The sequence below is a fragment of the Serratia sp. EC4 genome, assembly GCF_059652115.1.
Map to the genome: position 1 here is coordinate 23,477 of NZ_JBNIDE010000001.1, position 23,827 is coordinate 47,303.

Genomic DNA, 23,827 nt, shown 5'->3' on the forward strand with positions numbered 1-23,827 from the left:
ATCGTAGGTAAAGTGCAGAACAGTATAAAAACAAATGAATGAAACTTGCCATCTCGTTGCATAAAAAAGTGATGTGAATCACAAATAATGCGCGATATATCGCATTATCGTCGCGAATCAGGCTTTCAACACGCTGACGCCCGCCTGCTGCAACGGCGCGATCAGTGCGTCATCGGTAGCCCGCTCAACGATGACGGTGTGCGCCAGCGTAATATCGCCGATCGCATACTGCGAGGCGGCGTTAAGCTTGGCGGCGGAGGCCAGCACCACGGTTTCCGCCGCGCGGGCCGCCAGCGCGCGTTTGATGTAGGCCTCCTCCAGATCGCCGGTGCTCAGACCTGCAGTGGGGTGCACGCCGGTCACGCCCATGAAATAAATATCGGCGCGGATATGCGACATCGCTTCTACGGCGGCGGCGCCGACGCTGACGATCGAATGCTTGTACAGCCGGCCGCCGATCAGGATCACCTCGACGGTGGGGTGATCGACCAACCCCACGGCGACGCTGGGGCTGTGGGTGACGATGGTGGCGTTGAGGTTGGCCGGCAGTTGCCTGACCAGCTCTGCGGAGGTGGTGCCGCCGTCGATGATCACCACCTGGCCGGGGGCGATCAGCGCCGCCGCCGCTTTGGCGATCGCGCGTTTGGCGCCGGATTCCAAGTGATTGCGTTCGGCGAAGCTGGCGATGGCGGAAGAAACCGGCAGGGCGCCGCCATGCACCCGCTGCAGCAACCCCTCGGCGTCCAGTTCACGCAGATCGCGCCGGACCGTATCTTCCGACAGCCCGAACATCTCGCTGAGCTGTTTGGCCAAGACCTGACCATCCTGGGCCAGTTTTTCCAAAATGATCTTCTTGCGTTGGCTGGTCAACATGGCCATTTCCTCTCAAACTTCCTATGCACGAAATATCTTGATCATACACGAAACTGCACGATAGTATCAATTTCCTTCCTCTGGCGGAGTAAACCGATGATAGCCACCAAAGACAGGGTTCGCATTGTCGAAACCCGGGTGTTGTCCGATGACTGGTACCTGCTGAAAAAAACCACCTTTGATTTTCTGCGGCGCGACGGCGTCTGGCAACGGCAAAGCCGTGAGACTTACGATCGCGGTGACGGCGCGGTGATTTTGCTGTTCAACCGGCAGGCGAAAACGGTGATCCTGACGCGCCAGTTCCGCTTTCCGGTGTTCGTCAACGGTCATGACGGCATGCTGATTGAGGCCGCCGCCGGGCTGTTGGACGACGCGTCGCCGGAGGCGCGCATCCGCGCCGAAGTTGAAGAGGAAACCGGCTATTTCGTGCATAACGTGGAGAAAGTGTTTGAGGCGTACATGAGCCCAGGCTCGGTCACCGAGAAGCTGCACTTTTTCGTCGGTGAATATCAGGCGAGCGATCGCCTCAACGAGGGCGGCGGGCTGGCGGCGGAGGGGGAAGATTTGGAGGTGATCGAGCTGCCGCTGGCGCAGGCCCTGCAGGCGGTTCGTCAGGGTACGATCGTTGACGCCAAAACCATCATGCTGCTGCAGTTTGTCGCCTTGAATCGGACGTTGGAGGAAGAACGATGAAAGCACAACAAATCTTGATCGCCGGACCCTATCGCAGCGGCACCGATGGCGATCCGCAGCGTATCGCCGCCAATCTGGCGCGCCTGGAACAGGCGGCGCTGGCGGTCTACCTGCGGGGGCACGTGCCGGTGATCGGCGAATGGCTGGCGCTGCCTTTGGCGGCGGCGGCCGGTTCCACTCAGGTTGGCGATGCGGTGAGCGAGGCGTTTCTTTACCCGGTGGCTCACCGACTGATTGCGCAGTGTCAGGCGGTGTATCGCATCGAAGGGGCGTCTGCGGGGGCCGATAACGACGTGCGGTTGGCTAACGAGTGGGGATTGACGGTCTATCGTCATCTGGAGGAAATTCCGTCTGTTCAGGCGTAACGGAGGGCGGGCAGAGGCTCGCCCCCTCGCGCTATTGCTCGTCCAGCACCAACCTCAACCCGGCGATCAGCTTGTCCATGCCGGCTTCCAGCTTGCTGCGTGGGCAGCCGACGTTGAGGCGCAGGAACCCGCGGCCTTCCTCGCCGTAGGTAAAGCCCGGCATGATCGCCACCTTTTCGCGCTCGATCAGCGCCTGCTGCAGCGCCCGATCGTCCACGGCCAGCGGCCGCAGATCGATCCAGGCCAGGTAGGTGGCCTGCGGCGGGCGCCAGCCCAGCGCGGGAAACGCCTGCTCCAGCCGCTCGGCGACGTAGGTCAGATTATCCTGCAGATAGTCGCGCAGGGCGTCCAGCCAGGGTGCGCCGTGGCGATAGGCGGCCACGTGCGCCGCCACCGCCAGCACCGCCGGTGAGGAGAGGCCGTCGCGGGCTTTGAGCTGCTGGAAATAGGCTTCGCGGCTGGCGTCGTCGCTGATAAAGCCGTAGGCGCCGGTCAGTGCCGGAATGTTAAAACTCTTGGAGCCGGAGGTCAGCAAGGCCCAGGCGCCGGTCGCCACCTGGCTCCACGGCGTATGGCGGTGTTCACCCCATGCCATATCCATGTGGATTTCGTCGCTGATGACGCGCACGTCGTGGCGCTCGCACAGTTCGGCCATTTGCTGCAGCTCGTCGCGGCGCCACACTTTGCCGGTGGGGTTGTGCGGGCTGCACAGCAGCAGGATCTTGGTTTGCGGCCGCGCGAGCAACGCCTCAAGGTGCGCCATGTCGCAGCGCCAGTCGTCGCCGGCCTTGTGCAGCGGGCAGGCCAGCAGTTGGCGTTGGTTGGCGAGGATCACCTTGTAGAAGGCGTCGTAAGCCGGGGTATGGGTCACCACATAGTCGCCCGGTAAGGACCATTGGCGGATCAGCTGCGCCGCCATGTAGATAACGGAAGGGCCGTACACCGCCGTTGCGGTGTCGATGGCGACGTTGAAACGTTGCTGATACCAGTGGCGCAGCGCGCCGAGAAAGTCTTCGTGCTGCCAGCGGCTGTAGCCCAGCACGCCGTGCTGCAGGCGCTGTTGCAGCGCCTCGAGAATGCACGGCGCGGTGGCGAAATCCATATCGGAGATGGTGAACGGCAGCAGGTCGTCGCTGCCGAAACGATCGGCGATATAGTCCCACTGGGTGCACCAGGTGCCGTGGCGGTCGATCGGGGTGGAGAAATCAAACATGGGTGGCTCCCTGCAGCGCCGCGGCAGGTTGCGCCGTGGCTATCAGTGAGTCTAATTCATCTTTCACCGATTGCACCTGCGGGCCGATCACCACCTGCAGATTGTGGTCGTTGAGATGCACCACGCCGATGGCGCGATTGGCTTTCAGCGCCGCGTCGTCCACCCGGCTCATGTCGTTGACCGACAGGCGCAGGCGGGTGATGCAGTTGTCCAGCGTAATGATGTTGCCCGGGCCGCCGAGCGCCGCCAAAATCGCCGGCACATTGTAGCCGGATTTGCCCACCGCGCCGCTCGGCGCGCTTTGGCTGACGGCGCTGTCGCTCTCACGGCCCGGCGTTTTGATGTTAAAGCGCTGGATGGCGAAGCGGAAAATGGCGTAATAGCCGACGAACCAGACGGCGGCCACCACCGGCACCAGATACCACTTGGTGGCGGTGCCGTGCAGAATGCCGAACACCACGAAGTCGATGATATTGCCGTCGGTGTTGCCGATGGTCACGCCCAGCAGCGCCATCACGGTAAAGCCCAACCCGGTGAGCAGCGCGTGGATCAGATACAGGAACGGCGCGACGAACAGGAACAGGAACTCGATCGGCTCGGTGGTGCCGCCAACCACGCAGGCCACCACGCCGGAAATCAACAGCCCTTTGATTTTATGGCGGTTCTCCGGTTTGGCGCAGTGGTACATCGCCAGCGCCGCGCCCGGCAGGCCGCCGAGAAACGCCGGCATTTTACCCTGCGACAGGAAGCGGGTGGCGCTCTCGGCGAAGCCGGTGGTGGTCGGACAGGAGAGCTGCGCCTGGAAGATGGTCAGGGCGCCGCTGACGCTGTGGCCGCACACCTCCATCGTGCCGCCTGCCTCGGTAAAGCGGATCAGCGCCACCAGAATGTGCTGCAGGCCGAACGGCAGCAGCAAGCGTTCGCCGGTGCCGAACAGCATCGGGCCAAAGGCGCCGGCGCTGTTGATCACCCAACCCAGCCCGGTGATGCCGGCGGCGAACCACGGCCAGATCAGCGGGATCACCAGGCCGCACAGCCCCAGCACCACGGTGGTCACGATCGGCACGAAGCGCGTGCCGCCGAAGAACGCCAGCGCGTCCGGCAGGCGGATGGTGTGGAAGCGTTCATGCAGGCGATAGACGATGATGCCGACGATCACCGCGCCGAGGATGCCGGTATCGATCGACTGAATGCCGAGAATGTTCTGGATATTGTTGGCTTTCAGCACCAACGGATCGCTGGTGGGCAGCACGCCGGCGGCGGTCAGGTAGAAGTTGGTGCCCAGATTCAGCACGGCGAAGCCGACGAAACCGGAGAAGGCGGCGACGCCTTTGTTTTCGCGCGCCATGCCCAGCGGAATGGCGATGGCGAACATCACCGGCAGGAAGCTGAAGGCGAAGGAGCCTACCTTGCTCATCCAGGTAAAGATCAGCTGGAAGATCGGGTGGCCGATAAATGGCATCAGGGTGATCACGTCGCGGCTGCTCAGCGAGCTGCCGATCCCCAGCATGATGCCGCAGAAAGAGAGCAAGGCGACGGGCAACATGAACGTTTTGCCCAGGCTCTGGAAGAACTCCCAGAGGGTGATTTTGGGTTTGTTGGCTGCTGACATAACCGACTTCTCCTGGCGAAAAGACGAGCAAAAAGGGGACTTCTGATTAGGTAAAAAGAAGATAAAACGTTTTACCTAGCAAAAATGCGCCGCCAATCACAAATCTGCCGCCCGGTTTTTGGCGACAATGCGGCAGGCAGTAAAACGTTTTACTGAGCTAACGGATTCGGTATACCCTTGATCATTACGGCGCGGGTTGCCCAGGAACGGGTTCGCAGAGACTATGAGCATCAAAAAAATCACCATCACCGATGTGGCGCAGCAGGCGGGCGTGTCGGTCACCACGGTTTCCCTGGTGTTGAGCGGCAAGGGGCGCATTTCGCCGACCACCGCCGAGAAGGTCAATCAGGCGATAGAGCAGCTGGGTTATGTGCGCAATCGCCAGGCGGCGACGCTGCGCGGCGGGGAGTCCGGAGTGATTGGCCTTATTCTGCGCGACATCTGCGAACCCTTCTATGCCGAAATGACCGCCGGGCTGAGCGAAGCGCTGGAGGCGCACGACAAGCTGCTGTTTTTAACCCAGAGCGGGCGCGATGGCCAGGGCTTGCAGCGGGCGTTTGACGCGCTGCTGGCGCAGGGCGTCGACGGCATCGTGCTGGCGGGCGGCATCCGCGCGGCGGCTGGGCTGAAGGAAAAGGCGGCCGAGCAGGGCGTGCCGCTGGTCTGCGTGGCGCGCTCCAGCGGTCTCGATGGGGTGGACGTGGTGCGCCCGGACAATATGCAGGCCGCCAAGCTGGCCACCGAATTTTTGATCAAACGCGGTCACAGCCAAATCGCCTACCTCGGCGGCCAGAGCGACTCATTGACGCGCGCCGAGCGGTTGGGCGGTTTTTGCGCCACGCTGGTGCAGTACGGCCTGCCGTTTCGCAGCGAATGGATCGTCGAGTGCGATTGCCGGCAGCGTGAGGCGGCGGAAGCGGCAGAGCAACTGCTGCGCCACTACCCGAACATTACCGCCATCGTCTGCCACAAGGCGTCGGTGGCGCTCGGCGCCTATTTTGGCCTGACGCGCAGCGGCCGCAGCATCGGCTCGGACGGGGTCGACGCCTACTATGGCCGGCAGGTGGCGCTGATCGGTTTCGGCGACGTGCCGGAGGCCGAACTGACCGAGCCGCCGCTGACCTTCGTCTCCAGCTCGGCGCGGGAAGTGGGGCGCAGCGCCGCCGCGCGCCTGCTGCAGCGCATCGGTGACGCCGATCTGCCGGCGCAGAACGTCATTTTGCCACCGACGCTGATCCGGCGCGGCTCCGCCTAGTCCCGCCGCTGTTCCTCTTCCGCCTCCCGGCGGATCCAGCCGATAAAGGTTTTCATCGCCGGCGTCAGATCCCGCGATTTCAAATGGGTCAGCCAGTAGGCGCCGAGCGCGGCCTCGGCGGCGAATGGCCGCTGCAGCGCGCCGGCGGCCAGTTCGCGGCGGAACATGCTGACCGGTGCCAGCGCTACGCCGTCGCACTGGATCGCGCCTTCCACCATCAGCCGGGATGAGTCGAACACCGGTCCGTTGATCCGCCACGGCGTCACCTGCGCAGCCGTGAACCAGCGTTCCCATTCATCCTTGCGGTAAGTGCGCATCAGCTGCTCGTGCTGCAGATCCTGCGGCGTGCGCAAGCGCGCGGCGACCGCCGGCGGGCAGATCACCGTCAGCGGCGCGTCGAACAGCTTGATATTGCAGGTGGCGGGCCAGAGACCTTCGCCGAAACGGATGGCGAAATCCATGCCGTCGGCCGACAGATTGACCAGGTTGTTGTGGGTCAGCACCCGCAGATCGATGAACGGATGCGCCGCGCGGAACGCCGCCAGCCGCGGCATCAGCCAGCCGACGGCGAAGGTGCCGACCACCGCCACCGTCAGCACCTCGTGGAAATGCCCGCCTTCGAACTGCTGCAGCACCGCCTCGATGCGGTCGAAAGCGTCGCTCAACACCGGCAGCAGCGCCTGGCCCTCTTCGGTCAGATCCAACCCGCGCGGCAGGCGGCGGAACAGCTGAATGCCCAGCTGTTCTTCCAGCATGCGCACCTGCTGGCTGACGGCGGCCTGGGTGACGCGCAGCTCCAGGCCGGCGCGGGTGAAGTTCAGGTGGCGGGCGGAGGATTCGAACGCCCGCAGGGCGTTGAGGGGAAGTCGGTTGCGCATTGTCGATAGCCATAAGTTTTTCTTTATGCTGGCTGAAATTATTATCGCTTGTCAACCCGACGGCAAAATCCGATATTTGGCGCGGCTGCTGAGAGCGTCGCGGCAGCCGTAAAGGAATGACATCATCAACCAGGGAAAGCGCCGTGCATAACGCCAATAAAAACTTTTGGCCGCGGCCGATGCCCTGCAACCGAAGAGCCTCTATCATGACGAAAATGAACCGCCTGGCGGCCGCGCTGATCGCCGCACTGATCTTGCCGACCGCGCACGCCGCGCAGCAGCAGGATATCGACGCCGTTATTCAGCCGCTGATGAAAAAATATGGCGTGCCGGGCATGGCGATCGCCGTGTCGGTCGACGGCAAACAGCAGATTTACCCGTATGGCGTCGCCTCGAAGCAGACCGGCAAACCGATCACCGAGCAGACGCTGTTCGAAGTGGGCTCGCTGAGCAAAACCTTCACTGCGACGCTGGCGGTCTATGCGCAGCAGCAGGGCAAGCTGTCGTTCAACGATCCGGCCAGCCGCTACCTGCCCGAGCTGCGCGGCAGCGCCTTCGACGGCGTCAGCCTGCTGAATCTGGCGACGCATACCTCCGGCCTGCCGCTGTTCGTGCCGGACGACGTGACCGACAACGCCCAACTGATGGCCTACTACCGGGCCTGGCAGCCGAAACATCCGGCGGGCAGCTACCGCGTCTATTCCAACCTCGGCATCGGCATGCTGGGCATGATCGCCGCCAAGAGCCTCGACCAGCCGTTTACCCAGGCGATGGAGCAGGGGATGCTGCCGGCGTTGGGCATGCGCCACACCTACGTTCAGGTGCCGGCGGCGCAGATGGCCAACTATGCGCAGGGCTACAACAAGGACGATAAGCCGGTGCGGGTCAATCCCGGCCCGCTGGACGCCGAGTCTTACGGCATCAAGTCCAACGCTCGCGATCTGATTCGCTATCTGGACGCCAACCTGCAGCAGGTGAAGGTCGCGCAGCCGTGGCGCGAGGCGCTGACCGCGACGCACGTCGGTTATTACAAGGCGGGCGCGTTCACGCAGGATCTGATGTGGGAGAACTACCCGTACCCGGTGAAATTGTCTCGTTTGATCGAGGGCAACAACGCCGGGATGATCATGAACGGCACGCCGGCTACCGCCATCACGCCGCCGCAGCCGGAATTGCGCGCCGGCTGGTATAACAAAACCGGCTCTACCGGCGGTTTCTCCACCTACGCGGTGTTTATCCCGGCGAAGAATATCGCCGTGGTGATGCTGGCCAACAAATGGTTCCCGAACGACGATCGGGTCGAGGCGGCTTACCGCATCGTGCAAGCGTTGGATAAGCGCTGATCGTGGGGGGCGCCGTCGGGGCGCCCCTGTTACCGGTGCTGTCGATCTCGCCGCTCGCGCATGAAGTCGATAAAGGCGCGCAGCTTGAGCGGCAGATGCCTGCCGGCGGGAAAGTAGATGAAAAATCCCGATGCCTCGCTGGCATACTCCGGCAGCACTTCCACCAGATCGCCCTGCGCCAGCTCCTGCAACACCGTGCCCTGAAAACGCTGTGCGATACCCAGCCCCGCCAACGCCGCATCCTTGATCAGCCGATCTTCGTTAAAGATCAAACTGCCGATGACGTCCAGCGCCCGCTCATCGCCGTGCCGACTGAAATACCAGGGTTCCAATTTGCCGCTGCCGGGAAAACGGTAGCGCAGGCAATGGTGCGCAAGCAGATCGTCCGGCGTGGCCGGCGCGCCGCAACGCGCCAGATAGTCGGGCGAGGCGACCAGCACCCGGCGCTGGCCGTTGTCGATTGGCACGGCGATCATGTCCTTTTGCAACATGGCGTGCATGCGAATGCCGGCATCGAAACTGCCCAGCACCAGATCGGAAAAGCGATCTTCGGTAAACAGCTCCAGCTGCACTTCGGGATAGCGTCGCTGAAATTCCGCCAGGTGCGGCATCACCAGCAGCGAAGCGGCCAGCTGCGGCAGCGTAATGCGCAGCAGGCCCGCCGGCTGCGCGCCCAGGGCGCGCACGTCGTCCGCCGCCACGTCGATCTGGCTCATGGCCGGCGACACCTTCTGATAGAACAACCGGCCCTCGTCGCTGAGGCGCACCGAGCGGCTGGTGCGGTGGAATAACCTCACTCCGAGCTGATTCTCCAGCGCCTGAATGTTTTGCGACACCGCCGGCGGCGTGACGCCCAGTTGGCTGGCCGCGCGGGTAAAGTTGCCCAGCCGTGCCACGGCTTCGAAATAGGGCAGCAGTTGCAGGAGAGAACTCATCTATTAATAACCTGTGCTTAATGATTCATTAAATTATGCCTTATTTTAATTTATGACGAACGTTTTAGACTGGTTTTACTTTCCCTCAGCGAGATGAAAATCATGTCGGCAACACAACAGGCGTTAACAGAACGGATCGCGGCGATCGATCAACAGGCGATGGCCGAAGGGCGCATCGTGGGCAGCGTGGTGCTGGTGGCGCGGCAGGGCGAGATTGGTTACGCCGGGGCGGCCGGCTATGCCGACCGCGAAGCGCGCCGGCCGATGCGGCGGGAAACGCAGTTTCGGCTGTCGTCGGTCTCCAAACCCTATACCACGCTGGCGGCGCTGCGCCTGATTGAGCGGGGCAAACTGAGCCTGGACGATGCGGTCAGCGATTGGCTGCCGTGGTTTACCCCGGCGCTGGCGGATGGCCGCCGCCCGACGATCAAGATCCGCCATTTGCTGAGCCATACCGCCGGTCTGGACTATCGGCTGAACCAACCGCCGGCGGGCGTTTACCATCAGTTGGGGATCCAGGACGGCGTGGAGCTGTCGACGCTGACGCTGGAGCAAAACCTGCGGCTGTTGGCGCAGGCGCCGTTGCTGTCGGAACCGGGAGAGCGCTTCAATTATTCACTGGCGATCGACGTGCTTGGCGCGGTGCTGGAGCGGGTGACGGGCATGTCGCTGCCGCAGCTGTTTGTCGACTGGGTGGCGCGGCCGCTGGGGCTTGGCAACACCGCATTCCATGCGACGGACGCCGTGAACCTGGCGACGCCGTATTACAATACGCCGCAGGGGCCGCGGCGCATGCCGGAAGGCGTGCGGATCGCCTTGCCGGAAGGCATGGCGGGGGGAGAAGTGACGTTCTCGCCGGCGCGCGCGCTTAACGCGGAGGCTTATCCTTCCGGCGGCGCGGGCATGGTCGGCGATGCCGACGATGTGCTGAAGCTGGTGGAAGCGTTGCGCAGCGGCGGGCAGGGCATGTTGCAGCCGGAGACGGTGGCGTTGCTGCGTCACCCGCACGTGGGCGCGCAGGCGCAAACGCAAGGGCCGGGCTGGGGCTTCGGCTTTGGCGGCGCGCTGCTGATGGACGCAGAAGCGGCGCAGACGCCGCAGCATGCCGGTACCCTGACCTGGGGCGGCGTTTACGGCCACAGCTGGTTCTTTGATCCACAGGCGCAGCTGAGCGTAGTCGTCTTGACTAATACCGCATTTGAGGGCATGTGCGGCCGCTACCCGCAGCAGATCCGCGATGCGGTTTATGCGGCGTAAATAAAAAGGGCCCCGCAGGGGGCCCTTGATCTGGTTTTCAGGCGATTACTGCGCCGGTGCCGGAGCGGGTTCCGCTTCCTGCGCCGGTTCAGCGTCTTCCGCCGGGGCGCCCAGCATGGCGAACTGGCCGATGAACTCCTGCAGCGACATTTTGTTGCCGTTCAGGTCAACCTGATTGTCAGCGTAATGGAACTGGCTCGCGATCACGCCGTCTTTCTGGGTGGTCAGTTTGAACATCTGGCCCATGGCCGCCAGGCCCTGTACTTGCTGCTGCGCCAGTTTCTGCGCGTCTTCCGCATTATAGCCCTGCAACAAGGCGGTTTTCGCGGTCACTTCGGTGGCCATCGCTTCCGGAATGGTCAGGCTGAGATCCAGCTTTTTAACCGCCTGAGCGATAACTTGATCCGGCGATTGTGCCGGGGAGGCGGCCTTGCTCGGATCGGTCATCGCCAGATCCAGCGTGAAGATGCTCTCACCCTTGCTGTTTTTCCAGCTCAGCGGGGCGATGCTGAGGCTTGGATTGCCTTTCAGCAGCATCGGCAGGTTCTTTTGCAGCATCTCGGAGGTCTGCTGCTCGTAGACGTCCGGATCCAGGTTCTCGCCCTGCTGCAGCAGCGCCATGGTTTGGCGGTTGTAGCTGTCGGAGAAGTCTTTCAGCGCCTTGCCGTCGACGTTGTCGATTTTCAGCGTCAGTTTACCGGCGCCGAAGTCGTTGCCCTGCACCTTGAGCGCGTCCATGGTGTAGTCGATCTGGCCGCCGATGTTGCTGCTGCCTTGCTCGCCGAACTTGCTCACCAGATTGAAACCGTCCAACGCCACGGTGTCTTTACCGTCGATCGTCAGTTTGAACTGTTTCAGGGTCATCGTCTGATCGCCGAGCTTCACGCCGAACTTGCTTTCGTTGCTGTTGCCTTTCAGGTTGAAGCCCTGGAAGGTGATCTGCTCGTTTTGGCCGAATTCATTCGGGCTGGCGAACACGATAGTGTCGCTATTGGCGTCCAGCGCGAATTTTTTCAGATCGCGGGACACGTCGGCGTCAATGGTGGCGCCGCTGAATTTCAGCGAAGATTTATCCTTCTGGTAGTCCAGTGGGATAAAGTCGATGGTGGACGCGGTATCGCCGCTGTACGAGATGCGCGAATCGGCGGTAAACAGCGATTTGCCTTTGGTGGTTTCAAACAGGCCTTTCACCGCCGGGGTGTTTTCCAGCTCGGTATGCACCGACGCCATGCTCGGCAGCAGGTTGAATTTTTTCAGCTGCGCGAACGGGAACGGACCGTGATCGATGGTTTCCAGGAACGCCACTTCTTCACCGGCTTTCAGCGCCGCGTTTTCGCTGGTATCCGTGCCGTCGGAACGCAGCACATAACGCACTTTGCTGCTGAACAGGCCGCGCTGGTAATTTTCATAGCTCAGCTTGACGCCGGCTTTCGGCAGGTAGGCTTTCAATTGGCCATTGGCGTTGTCGACGACTTCGCCCATGTGCTGCTCGATCTGTTTCCCGGTGTACCAGGATGCCCCGGTCCATGCTGCGCCAAGAACGACAATGACGCTGACAGCGACTAACGATTTTTTCATAGCTCTGTTTCATCCTTTTTTCTTATCACCCTCCGTTGCGTGGGAGGGGCAAATAGGGGCCGCCAAAAAACGCCCGCAGGCGTTTAATTGTGGGGGCAGCTCTCGCTTTCAGCAAGCAATTTGCTGAAATTTATCAACGGTTAGGCCAGTTGGTTATAAACCCGGGCGATGCGGCCGCTGCCGCTGACGTTGACCGGGGATTCGAACGCCCCGATAAAGCAGGATTCGCCCGGTTTGAGCGTCAGGCGTTGCCCGGATTTCTCCAGCGTCGCTTCGCCGGCGACGCAGAACACGATGGCGGCGCTTCGCTGTGCCAGCGCCTGCGGCGCGGCGGTCAAATCGTGCAGTGAGAAGGCGAAATCTTCCACCGGGATCGGGAAGAACAGCTCGTTGCCGCGTTGCTCCGGTTGGGTCAGCAGGCCGGAAGCCGGTTGCGGGCGGAACTGCAGGTTGGCCAGCAGCTCGGGCACGTCGATGAATTTCGGCGTCAGGCCCGCGCGCAGCACGTTATCCGAGTTGGCCATCACCTCCAGCGCCACGCCTTTCAGGTAGGCGTGCGGCGTTTCGGCATACAGGAACATCGCCTCGCCTGGCGCGAGTTGCACCACGTTCAACAGCAGCGGTGAGAACAGACCGCTGTCGTCCGGATAGAAGCCGGCGATGAAGCGCACGGTATCCCAGGGTTCCCCCTGCTGGTTGTTGAGCGCGGCTTTCAGCACGCCGAGCGCCAGCGATTTTTGTTCGCCGCTCATCGTCAACAGGCTAGAGAACAGGGTCGCGAGATGGGCGGTGTCCGGCTGCTGCAGGAAGGCGGCGATGTCGTGGTGCGCGCCGGCGATCGGCTGCAGCAGGGAAACGATATCGGCCAATTCACGAAAACCGTTCATCGCCAGGAACGGCGTCAGGGCGAACACCAGCTCGGGCTTGTGATTGGGATCTTTGTAGTTGCGTTCGGCGGCGCTCAGCGGGATGCCTGCGGCGTTCTCTTTCGCGAAGCCGACCTCGGCCGCCGCTTTGCTCGGGTGGACCTGGATCGACAGCGGCTGATCGGCGCACAGCACTTTAAACAGGAACGGCAACTCGCCAAAACGGCTGGCGACGTTGGCGCCCAGCTGTTTTGGCTGGTCTTCGTCGATCAGATCGCGCAGCGAACGCAGTTCACCGTCGGCGCCCGGCACGCGGGAAGGGCTCTTGGGATGGGCGCCCATCCACAGTTCGGCCATCGGCTGATTATCCGGGTTGGCGATGCCGTAAAGACGGGTCAGCGCATCGTGGCTGCCCCAGGCGTAATTCTGTACCGCGTTGGTCATTTTTTGCATGTCGATAAACGTCCTTAACGTCATTGTCGTACTGGATGACAATAACCTACTGATTTTATACGGTTAACTAAATCTGTGCCGACACCTATCCTACGCCCGCGTCGGCAGGAAAAATCATGGGCGCGATCAAAAAAACGCCGGATAACGTCGCGCCCGGCAACGGGGCCAAAGTATAGCGTGATAACGATCGGCGTCTCAATTGGCGCGCAGGCCTCAAGGCGGTCCGGAAAACCCGCCGATCGATTATTCTTTGGTCCAGCGGAATTATTGCCGATAGTTTGGTCATTCTGCGTCATTATTTATTTTTTCAGCATGTCAAACTATGTCGGCTGAATTTATTTTTTACCGTCTGAGCCATTCCCTTAATTATTATTTTCGCGCTGCGCCGGGCTATCACACGCTGAGCTTAAACCTGCGCGTCAGACCCGTTTACCGTAACGGCCAACACGTCGATTTAACGAAACAAGAGGTCTGTTGCATGAAAAAACTGTTGTTGCTATTGGGGCTTTGCACCGGCGCAACCCAGGCGGCGGTGATTGTCGCCTATCCCTACGCGGCGCCACGCACCGTGGTGATCGCGCCGGCACCGATCGTCGTTACACCCGCGCCGGTCGCGGCTGTGACGCATCCGCTGGCACTCACCGCCGGTGCGGCGACCGGGGCGTATCGGCATAATGAACGGCAGGACGCCTACGACGAGATCAATCATCTGCAGCAGCAACGGTTCGATGAGCTCAATCATTTACAGGCGCAACGCATCAATAATTTTAATTCGCGTCATCCGCATTAATGGTTATCCACATTTTTATTCTCCAGGCTCATTCCCGGCCGTTTATTTCACCGCGGGTTAACCGGCGGAAAATAACCGCGTCGTTAATGGGTAAAAGAGATGAAACGTGCTGTGAGATAACTCTCTTAATGCGAATAGTTATTATGTCACTATACTGGGAGTGCATGCCGACGGGGGGGAGCGCGTCGGCCTAACCCTACAATTTTAGGAATTATGCTAAGGAGATCATGATGGCAGGCGTTCGTATCGAAAAAGACTCTATGGGCCCCATCGAAGTACCGGCCGACAAGCTGTGGGGCGCGCAAACCCAGCGTTCGTTGGCGCATTTCCGTATTTCCTCCGAAAAGATGCCGACCGCGCTGATCCACGCGCTGGCGTTGACCAAGCGCGCCGCCGCGCAGGTGAACGTGGATCTGGGGCTGCTGCCGGCCGAACGGGGCGCCGCTATCATCAAGGCCGCCGACGAAGTGCTGGCGGATCGCCATGCCGACCAGTTCCCGTTGTCAATCTGGCAAACCGGCTCCGGCACCCAGACCAACATGAACATGAACGAAGTGTTGGCCAACCGCGCCAGCGAGCTGCTGGGCGGCGTGCGCGGTGAAGAGCGCAAGGTGCACCCGAACGACGACGTCAATAAAAGCCAAAGCTCCAACGACGTGTTTCCCACCGCGATGCACGTGGCGGCGGTGATTGCGCTGCGCGAACACCTGATCCCCGAGCTGAAAGTGCTGCACAAGACGCTGAGCGACAAGGCCGAAGCCTACCGCGACATCGTCAAAATCGGCCGCACCCATCTGCAGGACGCCACGCCGCTGACCCTGGGGCAGGAGATATCCGGTTGGGCGGCGATGCTGGCGCACAATCTGAAACACATCGAGGACAGTATCCCGCACATTGCCGAGCTGGCGCTGGGCGGCACGGCGGTCGGCACCGGCCTGAACACCCATCCGGAGTACGCGGTGCGCGTCGCTAAAGCGCTGGCGGAATTGACCCATCAGCCGTTCGTCACCGCGCCGAACAAGTTCGAAGCGCTGGCGACCTGCGACGCGCTGGTGCAAGGGCATGGCGCGCTGAAAGGGCTGGCGGCTTCGCTGATGAAGATCGCCAACGACGTGCGTTGGCTGGCGTCCGGCCCGCGCTGCGGCATCGGTGAGATTTCGATCCCGGAGAACGAGCCGGGCAGTTCCATCATGCCGGGCAAGGTCAACCCGACCCAGTGCGAAGCGATGACCATGCTGTGCGCGCAGGTGCTGGGCAACGACGTGGCGGTGAACATCGGCGGCGCTTCCGGCAACTTCGAGCTGAACGTGTTCCGCCCGATGGTGATCCACAACTACCTGCAGTCGATTCGCCTGCTGGCCGACGGCATGCAGGGCTTCAACGAGCACTGCGCGGTGGGTATCGAACCGAACCGCGATCGCATCACCCAATTGCTGAATGAATCGCTGATGCTGGTGACGGCGCTCAACACCCACATCGGTTATGACAAAGCGGCGGAAATCGCCAAGAAAGCGCACAAGGAAGGGCTGACGCTGAAAGCCGCGGCGCTGAAGCTCGGCTACCTGACCGAAGCGCAGTTCGACGAGTGGGTGCGGCCGGAAGCGATGGTCGGCAGCATGCAGAAATAATTGATCTGTGAGGCAACCGGGGGCTTACTGAGGTAAGCCCCTTTTTTATGGAGAAATTAAGATGTCGCGCGCACAACGTTTACTCGATCTGATGCAGCTGCTGCGCAGCCACCGTTATCCGGTGGCGGGCCATGCGCTGGCGCAGACGCTGGGCATCAGCATGCGCACCCTGTACCGCGATATCGCCACGCTGCAGCAGCAGGGGGCGGAGATCGCCGGTGAGGCGGGCGTCGGCTATGTGCTGCGCCCCGGCTTTATGCTGCCGCCGTTGATGTTCTCGCCGGCGGAGACAGAAGCGCTGGTGCTGGGGATGCGCTGGGTCAGCCGCCGCGGCGACAGCCAATTGGCGAGCGCCGCGGGCCAGGCGCTGGCCAAGATCGCCGCGGTGCTGCCGCCGACGCTGCGGGAGGAGCTGGAGGCCAATACGCTGCTTATCGCGCCGGTTCAGGCGCCGCCGGTGGCGGATGAGATGCGGGTGCTGATCCGTGACACCATCCGCCGCGAGCGCAAACTGCATATCGACTACCTCGATCTGGCGGGGCAGCGCAGCGAACGCCTGCTGTGGCCCTTTGCGCTGGGCTTTTTCGAGCAGTTTCAGATGTTGGTCGCCTGGTGCGAGCTGCGTCAGGCCTTTCGCCATTTTCGCCTCGATCGCATCCAGGCCGCCACGCCGTTGGAACAGCGCTATCCGCGTGGCCGGCGGCGGCTGCTGAAAGAGTGGCGCCTCAGCGAGGGCATTGCGGAGCAATAGCGGCACGCTGCTGCCATAAACTGTCAGTCGCGCGCCTTAGTCTGTGCCTATCGGGAACCGACCGGTTCCCATCATCCAGAGGACAGACCGATGACCCTTCCCAGCATGACCCTGCTTTACGTCGACAACCCGCTCAACAGCGCCGCCTTTTATCAACGTTTACTGGGACAGGCGCCGGTGGAACTTTCTCCCGGCTTCGCCCTGTTCGTACTCAGCAACGGCTTCAAGCTGGGGATGTGGGCCAAACAGGGGGTAAAACCCGCCGCCACGTTGACCGGCGGCGGCGGTGAGCTGGGCTTCTTGTGCCAGGATCCGCAAGAGGTCGAGGCGCGCTATAACCAGTGGCGCGAACTCGGGCTGCCTATCGAGCAAACGCCGACCGAGATGGAATTCGGTTACACCTTCGTGGCGCGGGATCCGGACGGCCATCGCCTGCGGGTGTATGCCCTCAGCGAGTAGCGTCGTCGGCATACAGGTGCAAGCGCGGCACCAGCAGCCGCAGCGGCCTGGCGTCGGGTTTGTAACGGTGTTTCACCGCGTCGGCGTCGTAGTTGAGCAGCTCGCCAATCTTCGGCACCGCAGCGCCGTTTTCAACCTGACACAGGGCGATCAGCGGCAGCGGGCAGGGATGTTGCACCTGTTTTTGCTGCTGCTGATACCACACCCGGGCGATCGGCTGCACTTTTACCGGCCGCTTGATTTTCAGCGTCGCATGCTGCGGCAGGCGGCTGACATCGTCTATTTCGCGGCTGACCAAGGCGGCCCACTGTTCACGGTTGTGCGGCGGCACCGCGCGGCCGGCTTTCAGGCTTTTCTCCAGCTGCGCCAGAATGTCGTCCCGCTTGACGTTTTTGATGATGTGCTTGTTGGCCCAGCCGAAACGCACGGAGTCGGGATTGGTCAGGGCGGTGAGGGTGCGGTAGGCGCTGAGGGTAATCAGCCCGTGCAGATGGGTGTGCACGAACTCGAAACGCTGCTCCGGCGCCAGACCGGAATCGACGGTGATAATCTGCTCCAGTTCGCTCTTCAGGCGGTTGATCAGCGCTAACTGCGTCTGCAACGTCTGATATTCCGGTTGCTCCACCGCCAGACAGATGACGCCGGGCAGGCGCACGGCGGCCTTGCTGCTGACATTCTCCCGGTTATGATGGATGAAGAGCCGCTGATAGTGTTCCAGCGCCAGATCGCGCGCCGCTTGCCCCACATGCTGCTCGACCGCGATATGCGAAATCGCCTGATGTTCCTGGCCTTTTTCAACCTCCGGCAGGCTGAACACCCGTGCCGCCAGCAACCGCAGCGGGGCGATCTGCTGCTGCAACGCGCCGAGCGCCTGCTCCAGCTCGTTAAAGCAGGCGTTCATTCGGCCAATCACATCGTATCTGCTCATCGCTCACCCCTATATTAGTTACAACATACTATAGAAGAGTGGCCGACTGGGGGCAACATCGGCAATGGGGCAATACTCGGCTAAACTGCCCGCCCAGCTTGCCAGGGGAAATAGGGCGGGCAGCAGGGGGAATTCTCTCGCTCGTTTATTTTTTGTTTAGTCCATTTCTTGTTTGCCGTTGTCCAATCGCTGGAACAAACAGAATGGCAGGACGCTATAAGCCCCTCGGGTTATCTTTTCTTCTGTCATTAACGGGTGCTTTAAACGGAGGTTTACGGTGGATATTAAACAGAAAGTCAAAAACATGACGCTGGAAGAGAAGATCGGGCAAAAAATCATGCTGGATTTTCGCTACTGGGATCAGAACGGTAGCAGCAATCAGGATATGACCGTTCCCGATGCAGCCATTGGCAAGCTGATCACCGATAACCACATAGGTGGGGTGATCCTGTTTGCCAATAATCTGAAAGACAAGCAGCAGATCAAAACGCTGACGGCCTGGTATGCCGCGATGAAAACGCACGCCGGCGTTCGTTTGTTTATTGGCACGGATAACGAAGGCGGTAACGTTTTCCGGCTGCCGCGCGGCGACTACGCCTCATTCCCCGGCAATATGGCGCTGGCGGCGGCGATTGAGGGCGGCGCGGATAAACAGCTCGCCGTTGAACAGGGCAAACTGATGGCCCAGGATATGCGCGCGTTGCATATCAATACCAACTTTGCCCCGGTCGTGGACGTCAACACCAACCCGTTCAACCCGGTGATTAACGTTCGCGCCTTCAGCGATGATAAGAACACCGTTGCCCGCCTGGCCGAGAAAATGGTGGCGGGGATGAAGCAGCAAGGGCTGATCACCGCGTACAAACACTTCCCCGGCCATGGCAGCACCTCCACCGATTCGCATACCGGTTTGCCGCGCGTCGATCGTACGCGGGAAGAGGCCTTTGCCATCGATATCGCGCCTTACAAGCAGGCCATTGACCGCTGCGTGGCGCCGGACATGGTGATGACTGCGCATATTCAGTACCCCGCACTGGATAACAGCCAGATCGACACCCGCAACGGTGATAAAATCACGGTGCCGGCCACCATGTCGCGCGAAATCCAGACCCAGATCCTGCGCAATGAGCTGGGTTATGCCGGCGTAACGATTTCAGACGCGCTGGATATGGGCGCGATTGCCGAGCATTTCAGCCAGCAAGCGGCGGCTGAAAACGTCTTTAGCGCCGGGGTGGATATTGCTCTGATGCCTGTCAGCATCGCCTCGCCGGCGCAGGCGAGCCTGCTGCCCGAGCTTATCCGCTACATTGTGGAGCGGGTGAAAACCGGGCATCTCAGCGAGGCTGATATCGATGCCTCGGTCGAGCGCATTTTGCGCCTGAAATTACGCCATGGCCTGATGGGCCATAGCGATAAACCTTGTTCCAACGACGTTGCGTCGTCAGCGCACAGGCTGGAAAAGCGCATCGCCGATCGTTCCATTACCGTGGTTATCAACCGTCAATGTCTGCTGCCGCTAAAGGACAAGGCGCTGCGCTACTTTATTCTGACGCCGTGGGGCGAGCAGGCCAACGGCATCGCGAACGTGATGGCGCAGGAGGGCTATCAGAACGTCGTGGCCGCGAAGGAAACGGAACTGAGCGACGCCCAGGTCAGGGAACATATTGCCGGCTGCGACGTGTTCTTGATCGGAACCCTCTCAACCCGCTTTACGCCTGCCGAGCAGGATGGGGTCGTGACCTCCGCAACCGGGGCGGCTAATGATACCAGTCCTTATCCAGGCTGGCTGAAATACGCCGCCGAGCAGGGAAAAAAGCGCGTTCATCTCTCACTGCGCGCACCTTACGATATCGTGAACTATGCCGCAGAGGTGGAGGCAGCTGTCGCTACCTATTCCTATTACGGCTATGACGGCGGCGTATGGCGCGGTCACTCGATGGTATCGCTGGCGCAGGTGCTGACGGGTAAAATCACACCGCACGGAAAACTGCCGGTCAACACCTGGCACGACTACGATGAGCAAACCAATACCGGCAAGGTGGCGTTCCCTCGCGGGACGGGGCTGAGCTGGTAATGGGACAAGTACCGGCGTCGTCAGAAAGGGCGACGCCGGCAGCTTGCTAGCGTTGAGAAAGCGGGCGGTTTCTTGCTCCGCACGCCGCGACATGGGATAACCGTCACTCACGGAAGGAGAATACTGATGCCGACAGGCGCAACAAAATTAGGCGGATGGCTGTTGATGGCCGCCATGCTGGGCGTGGGCGGATGCGCCAAGCCCCCCGAACCGGAGAAGCCCTCGCGGCCGACACCGCCGGTTACACCGATGCGGGGCATCTGGCTGTCCACGGTCATTGGATTGGACTGGCCGCCGGCGGCCTCGCTGAAAGCGGAATCCCCGCAAGAGCGGGTGCGCCTGCAGAAGCAGGGGCTGACGGACGCGCTGGACGACATGGTGAAAACCGGGATTAACACGGTGTATTTTCAGGTTAAACCGGACGGAACGGCCCTGTGGCGTTCTGACATCTTGCCCTGGTCGGAGGTATTGACCGGCACCGTGGGCCAGGATCCCGGTTATGATCCGCTGGCCTTTATGCTGACAGAAGCGCACCGGCGCGGCATCAAGGTCCACGCCTGGCTGAACCCTTATCGGGTTTCCATGAATACCCGACAGCAAACGATAGATGCACTTAATCATACGCTGCAGTCGCCGCCGGCCAGCGTCTATGCGCTGCATCCCGACTGGATACGCACCGCCAGCGATCGCTTCGTGCTCGATCCTGGTCTGCCCGACGTGCGCAACTGGATCACCGGCGTGGTGGCTGAAGTCGTCAAAAACTATGATGTCGACGGCATTCAGTTTGACGATTATTTCTATTACGAAACGCCGCAATCGCCGCTGGATGATGAAAGGACGTATCGCGAATACGGCCAAGGGTTTGCAGACAAAGCCGCCTGGCGAAGAGACAATACGCTGCAATTGATAAAACAGGTTTCCGCCACCGTCAAAGCGTTGAAGCCCGCGGTCGCGTTTGGCGTCAGCCCGGCGGGCGTATGGCGAAACCAAGCGGACGATCCTGCCGGCTCGGCGACGCGGGCCGGCGCGCCGTCGTACGATACGGCCTATGCCGATACGCGCCAGTGGGTCAAGCTGGGGCTGCTCGACTACATCGCACCGCAGCTGTATTGGCCTTTTGATCGTGAAATTGTCCGCTACGACGTGCTGGCCAACTGGTGGGCCGAGGTGGTGAAAGGCACGCCGGTTCGGCTTTATGCCGGGGTGGCGCTGTATAAAGTGGGCACGCCATCGGCGAGCGAACCGGCCTGGACCGTCGACGGCGGCGTTCCCGAGCTGAAAAGGCAGTTGGATCTCAACGAGAGCCTGCCGGGGATGGGGGGAACCATCCTGTTCCGGCAACGTTATCTGACCGAGCCGCAAACGGATAAGGCCGTGAAGTACCTGCGCACCCGCTGGACAACCGGTCAATAATCACAGGCTCCGGCATGACGAGCCGCGGCAAGTCGCCGCGGCTTTTTCTTTTCAGAGACGGGCCGCTTCCGGCAGGCGTTTCAGGTAATGCACCACCAGCAGCGCCAGCAACAGCATCAGGCTGATGAACGCCGCCACGCCATTCCAGCCGAAGCTGTGCCAGAACACGCCGCCGAGGGTGCCGGCCACGCTGGAGCCGACGTAATAGCAGAACAGATACAGCGATGACGCCTGGCCTTTGGCGCGGCGCGCGCGGCGGCCAATCCAGCTGCTGGCCACCGAGTGGGCGGCGAAGAAACCGGCGGTGAACAGCATCATGCCGATAAAGATCGCCGGCACCTGCGGTAGCGCGGTAATCAGGATCCCGATCAGCATAATCACGATCGACGCCAGCAGCACCGGGCCGCGCCCGAAGCGCGAGGTGAGCGCGCCGGCCTTGGGCGAGCTGTAGGAACCGGTGAGGTACACCACCGACAGCAGGCCGACGATCGCCTGGCTCAGATGATAAGGATCCGCCAGCAGGCGATAACCGATGTAGTTGAACAGGGTGACGAAGCTGCCCATCAGCAGAAAGCCTTCCGCGAACAGCAGCGGCAGCCCCTTATCGTGCCAATGCAGTTTGAAGTTGATCAGCAGCGTGCGGGGGCGCAGCGAGCTGGCGCGAAAATGCCGCGAGGCAGGCAGGATACGCCAGAACATGCAGGCGGCGGCGAGGGCGAACAGGCCGATGACCCCGAGCGAGACGCGCCAGGAGAAGAAGTCGGTCAACACCCCGGTCACCAGGCGGCCGCTCATGCCGCCGATCGAGTTGCCGCTGATGTACAACCCCATCGAGAAGGCGACGAAGCTGGGATGGATCTCTTCGCTGAGATAGGTCATGCCGACCGCCGCCACGCCGCTCAGCGACAGGCCGATCAGCGCGCGCATCAGCAAAATGCCGTGCCAGCTGGTCATAAAGGCGCAAATCAGCGTGCAGACTGCCGCCAGCAACAGCGCTACCACCATCACCGACTTGCGGCCGATGGCGTCGGACAGCGGCCCGGTGAACATCAGGCCGATCGCCAGCAGGCCGGTAGAGACCGAGAGCGACAGGCTGCTTTCGGCTGGCGAGACGCCGAAATCTTGCGACAGCACCGGCAGGATCGGCTGCACGCAGTAAAGCAACGCGAAGGTCGCCAGCCCGGCGGAAAACAGCGCCAGCGTTACGCGCATAAACTGCGGCGTGCCGCGTTCGATATAGGGGAGTTTGTTGTTGAGGGTGGAGCGTTTTACTTTTGGCGCAGCGGCCGCGTCATCGTTGGCGGCCAGCGTCGACGGCATCGCGGCCGCAGAACGCACAGGGGTTGTCACAGCGTTTCCTTACCGAACTTCGGGGAGATAAACAGATACTTTGCAGATAACAAAATGATAGGGAGCGGCGATTTTTTTGTCTAATATATTAATAATTCAAATTAAGATGTTTTAAATATGAATATCGAACTGAGACACCTGCGTTATTTTATCGCCGTGGCGGAAGAGCTGCATTTTGGCCGCGCCGCCGAGCGGTTGCGCATCTCCCAGCCGCCGCTCAGCCAGCAAATTCAGGCGCTGGAAGAGATGGTCGGCGCGCGCTTGCTGGCGCGCAACAACCGCAACGTCAGCTTGACGCAAGCCGGGGAGATGTTCCTCAAAGAAGCCTATCAGGTGCTCGATCAGGTCGGGCGCGCGGCGGAAAAGGCGGCGCGCCTGGATCGCGGCGAACTGGGGGAAATGACCATCGGCTTTACTTCTTCCGCGCCCTTTATCGGCGTGGTGGCGCGCAGCCTGCGCGCCTTTCGCCAGCAGTCCCCGCAGGTGCACATCAAGATGCGCGAAATCAACACCAAACAGCAGATCGAACCGCTGCTGAATGGTGAGCTGGATCTGGGGGTGATGCGCAATACGCGGCTGCCGGAGGCGCTGCACTATCAGCTGCTGCTGCGTGAGCCGCTGGTGGCGGTGGTGCCGGAAGGGCATCCGCTGGCGGAAACGCCCGGCGGCGCGCTGCGGTTTCAACACTTGGCGCGGGAGCCGTTCGTGTTCTTCTCGCGCGAAGTGGGCACCGCGCTGTACGACGAAATTCTGCTGCTGCTCGGCAAAGCCGGCATTACCCCGTATATCACCCAGGAAGTGGGGGAAGCGATGACCATCATCGGGCTGGTCTCCGCCGGATTGGGCGTCTCGATTCTGCCGGCGTCTTTCGCCCGGGTGAGGGTGGACGGCGTGCGCTATTTGCCGCTGGCGGAGCCGGACGCCACCACCGAAGTGTGGCTGGTGCATCACCGCCGCCGGCCGCTGACCGCTGCCGCGCAGGCGCTGATGGCGTTGATGCTGAAATGACGTTGAACTTGGGCAAATAAAAATCAATTCACGCTGAAATTGCGAGGAATTTGTGCAGCAAATCACATAACTAATCAAATAGTTGACGCTGTATGACAAAAGCCC

At 61.4% G+C, this 23,827-nt stretch carries 21 protein-coding genes; 12 read left to right on the forward strand and 9 right to left on the reverse strand.

Features of this window, described 5'->3' with window-relative positions:
- Positions 1 to 117: 117 nt before the first annotated feature.
- Entirely contained in the window at positions 118 to 873 is a 756-nt protein-coding gene (locus ACP39K_RS00135) for a DeoR/GlpR family DNA-binding transcription regulator (RefSeq protein WP_033640472.1), read from the reverse strand.
- Between the two features lie 96 nt (positions 874 to 969).
- On the opposite strand from ACP39K_RS00135, the gene ACP39K_RS00140 reads away from it, so the two are divergent.
- The gene (locus ACP39K_RS00140) at positions 970 to 1,566 is read left to right on the forward strand and encodes an NUDIX domain-containing protein (protein ID WP_497008200.1); all 597 of its coding nucleotides are present in this window, start codon (positions 970 to 972) and stop codon (positions 1,564 to 1,566) included.
- On the forward strand, positions 1,563 to 1,931 hold the full coding sequence (locus tag ACP39K_RS00145; protein ID WP_015377760.1) for a hypothetical protein: 369 nt from the start codon (positions 1,563 to 1,565) through the stop codon (positions 1,929 to 1,931). Before ACP39K_RS00140 ends, ACP39K_RS00145 begins: the two co-directional genes overlap by 4 nt.
- 31 nt (positions 1,932 to 1,962) lie before the next feature.
- On the opposite strand, the gene ACP39K_RS00150 is transcribed toward ACP39K_RS00145, so the two are convergent.
- Complete coding sequence (locus ACP39K_RS00150) at positions 1,963 to 3,144, reverse strand: MalY/PatB family protein (RefSeq protein WP_197821822.1); 1,182 nt, start codon at positions 3,142 to 3,144, stop codon at positions 1,963 to 1,965.
- A complete protein-coding gene (gene malX / locus ACP39K_RS00155; RefSeq protein WP_033640468.1) occupies positions 3,137 to 4,756 on the reverse strand; it encodes a maltose/glucose-specific PTS transporter subunit IIBC in 1,620 nt (539 codons plus the stop codon). Before malX ends, ACP39K_RS00150 begins: the two co-directional genes overlap by 8 nt.
- Before the next feature lie 223 nt (positions 4,757 to 4,979).
- On the opposite strand from malX, the gene ACP39K_RS00160 reads away from it, so the two are divergent.
- Complete coding sequence (locus tag ACP39K_RS00160; RefSeq protein WP_033640467.1) at positions 4,980 to 6,011, forward strand: Mal regulon transcriptional regulator MalI; 1,032 nt, start codon at positions 4,980 to 4,982, stop codon at positions 6,009 to 6,011.
- Here ACP39K_RS00160 and ACP39K_RS00165 read toward each other — a convergent pair.
- Positions 6,008 to 6,889, reverse strand: coding sequence for a LysR substrate-binding domain-containing protein (locus ACP39K_RS00165; RefSeq protein ID WP_497008201.1), 882 nt, complete (start codon positions 6,887 to 6,889; stop codon positions 6,008 to 6,010). The two genes, ACP39K_RS00160 and ACP39K_RS00165, sit on opposite strands and share 4 nt — an antisense overlap.
- A 206-nt stretch (positions 6,890 to 7,095) precedes the next feature.
- Between ACP39K_RS00165 and blaSRT the strand changes: the two genes are divergently transcribed.
- Positions 7,096 to 8,232, forward strand: a complete 1,137-nt coding sequence (blaSRT, locus tag ACP39K_RS00170; RefSeq protein WP_033640466.1) for an SRT/SST family class C beta-lactamase — start codon at positions 7,096 to 7,098, stop codon at positions 8,230 to 8,232.
- Positions 8,233 to 8,261: 29 nt separating this feature from the next.
- On the opposite strand, the gene ACP39K_RS00175 is transcribed toward blaSRT, so the two are convergent.
- Positions 8,262 to 9,167 (reverse strand): LysR family transcriptional regulator, encoded by a 906-nt coding sequence (locus ACP39K_RS00175; RefSeq protein WP_197821824.1) that lies wholly within the window; start codon positions 9,165 to 9,167, stop codon positions 8,262 to 8,264.
- Positions 9,168 to 9,269: 102 nt separating this feature from the next.
- Here ACP39K_RS00175 and ACP39K_RS00180 point away from each other — a divergent pair, with 102 nt between their 5' ends.
- Positions 9,270 to 10,424: a serine hydrolase domain-containing protein gene (locus ACP39K_RS00180; protein WP_497008202.1), complete on the forward strand. Its 1,155-nt coding sequence runs from the start codon at positions 9,270 to 9,272 to the stop codon at positions 10,422 to 10,424.
- A 45-nt stretch (positions 10,425 to 10,469) separates the two neighbouring features.
- Here the strand turns inward: ACP39K_RS00180 and ACP39K_RS00185 are convergent, their stop codons facing one another.
- Positions 10,470 to 12,002 (reverse strand): YdgA family protein, encoded by a 1,533-nt coding sequence (locus ACP39K_RS00185; RefSeq protein WP_089184558.1) that lies wholly within the window; start codon positions 12,000 to 12,002, stop codon positions 10,470 to 10,472.
- A gap of 140 nt (positions 12,003 to 12,142) precedes the next feature.
- Positions 12,143 to 13,321: a mannose-6-phosphate isomerase gene (gene manA, locus ACP39K_RS00190; RefSeq protein WP_147882011.1), complete on the reverse strand. Its 1,179-nt coding sequence runs from the start codon at positions 13,319 to 13,321 to the stop codon at positions 12,143 to 12,145.
- Positions 13,322 to 13,643: 322 nt separating this feature from the next.
- On the opposite strand from manA, the gene ACP39K_RS00195 reads away from it, so the two are divergent.
- From ACP39K_RS00195 to ACP39K_RS00210, 4 genes are all read left to right on the forward strand, one after another.
- The gene (locus ACP39K_RS00195) at positions 13,644 to 14,111 is read left to right on the forward strand and encodes a hypothetical protein (RefSeq protein ID WP_497008203.1); all 468 of its coding nucleotides are present in this window, start codon (positions 13,644 to 13,646) and stop codon (positions 14,109 to 14,111) included.
- Positions 14,112 to 14,341: 230 nt separating this feature from the next.
- Positions 14,342 to 15,739, forward strand: a complete 1,398-nt coding sequence (gene fumC, locus ACP39K_RS00200; RefSeq protein WP_016927873.1) for a class II fumarate hydratase — start codon at positions 14,342 to 14,344, stop codon at positions 15,737 to 15,739.
- Positions 15,740 to 15,800: 61 nt separating this feature from the next.
- A complete protein-coding gene (locus tag ACP39K_RS00205) occupies positions 15,801 to 16,490 on the forward strand; it encodes a helix-turn-helix transcriptional regulator (protein ID WP_089184560.1) in 690 nt (229 codons plus the stop codon).
- A 90-nt stretch (positions 16,491 to 16,580) separates the two neighbouring features.
- A complete protein-coding gene (locus tag ACP39K_RS00210) occupies positions 16,581 to 16,949 on the forward strand; it encodes a VOC family protein (protein ID WP_033640462.1) in 369 nt (122 codons plus the stop codon).
- Here ACP39K_RS00210 and tus read toward each other — a convergent pair.
- Complete coding sequence (tus, locus tag ACP39K_RS00215) at positions 16,939 to 17,877, reverse strand: DNA replication terminus site-binding protein (protein ID WP_497008204.1); 939 nt, start codon at positions 17,875 to 17,877, stop codon at positions 16,939 to 16,941. The two genes, ACP39K_RS00210 and tus, sit on opposite strands and share 11 nt — an antisense overlap.
- Before the next feature lie 277 nt (positions 17,878 to 18,154).
- On the opposite strand from tus, the gene ACP39K_RS00220 reads away from it, so the two are divergent.
- Both ACP39K_RS00220 and ACP39K_RS00225 read left to right on the forward strand, forming a co-directional pair.
- A complete protein-coding gene (locus tag ACP39K_RS00220; RefSeq protein ID WP_089184562.1) occupies positions 18,155 to 19,951 on the forward strand; it encodes a glycoside hydrolase family 3 protein in 1,797 nt (598 codons plus the stop codon).
- 126 nt (positions 19,952 to 20,077) lie between these two features.
- Positions 20,078 to 21,364, forward strand: coding sequence for a glycoside hydrolase family 10-like protein (locus ACP39K_RS00225; RefSeq protein WP_199559162.1), 1,287 nt, complete (start codon positions 20,078 to 20,080; stop codon positions 21,362 to 21,364).
- Positions 21,365 to 21,415: 51 nt separating this feature from the next.
- On the opposite strand, the gene ACP39K_RS00230 is transcribed toward ACP39K_RS00225, so the two are convergent.
- Entirely contained in the window at positions 21,416 to 22,684 is a 1,269-nt protein-coding gene (locus ACP39K_RS00230) for an MFS transporter (protein WP_031300458.1), read from the reverse strand.
- Between the two features lie 147 nt (positions 22,685 to 22,831).
- Between ACP39K_RS00230 and ACP39K_RS00235 the strand changes: the two genes are divergently transcribed.
- Complete coding sequence (locus tag ACP39K_RS00235; protein ID WP_049298953.1) at positions 22,832 to 23,722, forward strand: LysR family transcriptional regulator; 891 nt, start codon at positions 22,832 to 22,834, stop codon at positions 23,720 to 23,722.
- Positions 23,723 to 23,827: the final 105 nt, after the last annotated feature.

Excerpts from the sequence above, each read along its gene's own strand:
- ACP39K_RS00180 (WP_497008202.1), top strand. The coding sequence starts at position 9,270 with ATGTCGGCAACACAACAGGCGTTAACAGAACGGATCGCGGCGATCGAT.
- ACP39K_RS00135 (WP_033640472.1), bottom strand. The coding sequence starts at position 873 with ATGTTGACCAGCCAACGCAAGAAGATCATTTTGGAAAAACTGGCCCAG.
- ACP39K_RS00165 (WP_497008201.1), bottom strand. The coding sequence starts at position 6,889 with ATGCGCAACCGACTTCCCCTCAACGCCCTGCGGGCGTTCGAATCCTCC.
- fumC (WP_016927873.1), top strand. The coding sequence starts at position 14,342 with ATGGCAGGCGTTCGTATCGAAAAAGACTCTATGGGCCCCATCGAAGTA.
- ACP39K_RS00175 (WP_197821824.1), bottom strand. The coding sequence starts at position 9,167 with ATGAGTTCTCTCCTGCAACTGCTGCCCTATTTCGAAGCCGTGGCACGG.
- ACP39K_RS00230 (WP_031300458.1), bottom strand. The coding sequence starts at position 22,684 with ATGCCGTCGACGCTGGCCGCCAACGATGACGCGGCCGCTGCGCCAAAA.
- ACP39K_RS00195 (WP_497008203.1), top strand. The coding sequence starts at position 13,644 with ATGTCGGCTGAATTTATTTTTTACCGTCTGAGCCATTCCCTTAATTAT.
- malX (WP_033640468.1), bottom strand. The coding sequence starts at position 4,756 with ATGTCAGCAGCCAACAAACCCAAAATCACCCTCTGGGAGTTCTTCCAG.
- ACP39K_RS00205 (WP_089184560.1), top strand. The coding sequence starts at position 15,801 with ATGTCGCGCGCACAACGTTTACTCGATCTGATGCAGCTGCTGCGCAGC.
- ACP39K_RS00145 (WP_015377760.1), top strand. The coding sequence starts at position 1,563 with ATGAAAGCACAACAAATCTTGATCGCCGGACCCTATCGCAGCGGCACC.
- manA (WP_147882011.1), bottom strand. The coding sequence starts at position 13,321 with ATGCAAAAAATGACCAACGCGGTACAGAATTACGCCTGGGGCAGCCAC.
- ACP39K_RS00225 (WP_199559162.1), top strand. The coding sequence starts at position 20,078 with ATGCCGACAGGCGCAACAAAATTAGGCGGATGGCTGTTGATGGCCGCC.
- ACP39K_RS00210 (WP_033640462.1), top strand. The coding sequence starts at position 16,581 with ATGACCCTTCCCAGCATGACCCTGCTTTACGTCGACAACCCGCTCAAC.
- tus (WP_497008204.1), bottom strand. The coding sequence starts at position 17,877 with ATGAGCAGATACGATGTGATTGGCCGAATGAACGCCTGCTTTAACGAG.
- ACP39K_RS00140 (WP_497008200.1), top strand. The coding sequence starts at position 970 with ATGATAGCCACCAAAGACAGGGTTCGCATTGTCGAAACCCGGGTGTTG.
- ACP39K_RS00160 (WP_033640467.1), top strand. The coding sequence starts at position 4,980 with ATGAGCATCAAAAAAATCACCATCACCGATGTGGCGCAGCAGGCGGGC.
- ACP39K_RS00150 (WP_197821822.1), bottom strand. The coding sequence starts at position 3,144 with ATGTTTGATTTCTCCACCCCGATCGACCGCCACGGCACCTGGTGCACC.
- ACP39K_RS00235 (WP_049298953.1), top strand. The coding sequence starts at position 22,832 with ATGAATATCGAACTGAGACACCTGCGTTATTTTATCGCCGTGGCGGAA.
- ACP39K_RS00185 (WP_089184558.1), bottom strand. The coding sequence starts at position 12,002 with ATGAAAAAATCGTTAGTCGCTGTCAGCGTCATTGTCGTTCTTGGCGCA.
- blaSRT (WP_033640466.1), top strand. The coding sequence starts at position 7,096 with ATGACGAAAATGAACCGCCTGGCGGCCGCGCTGATCGCCGCACTGATC.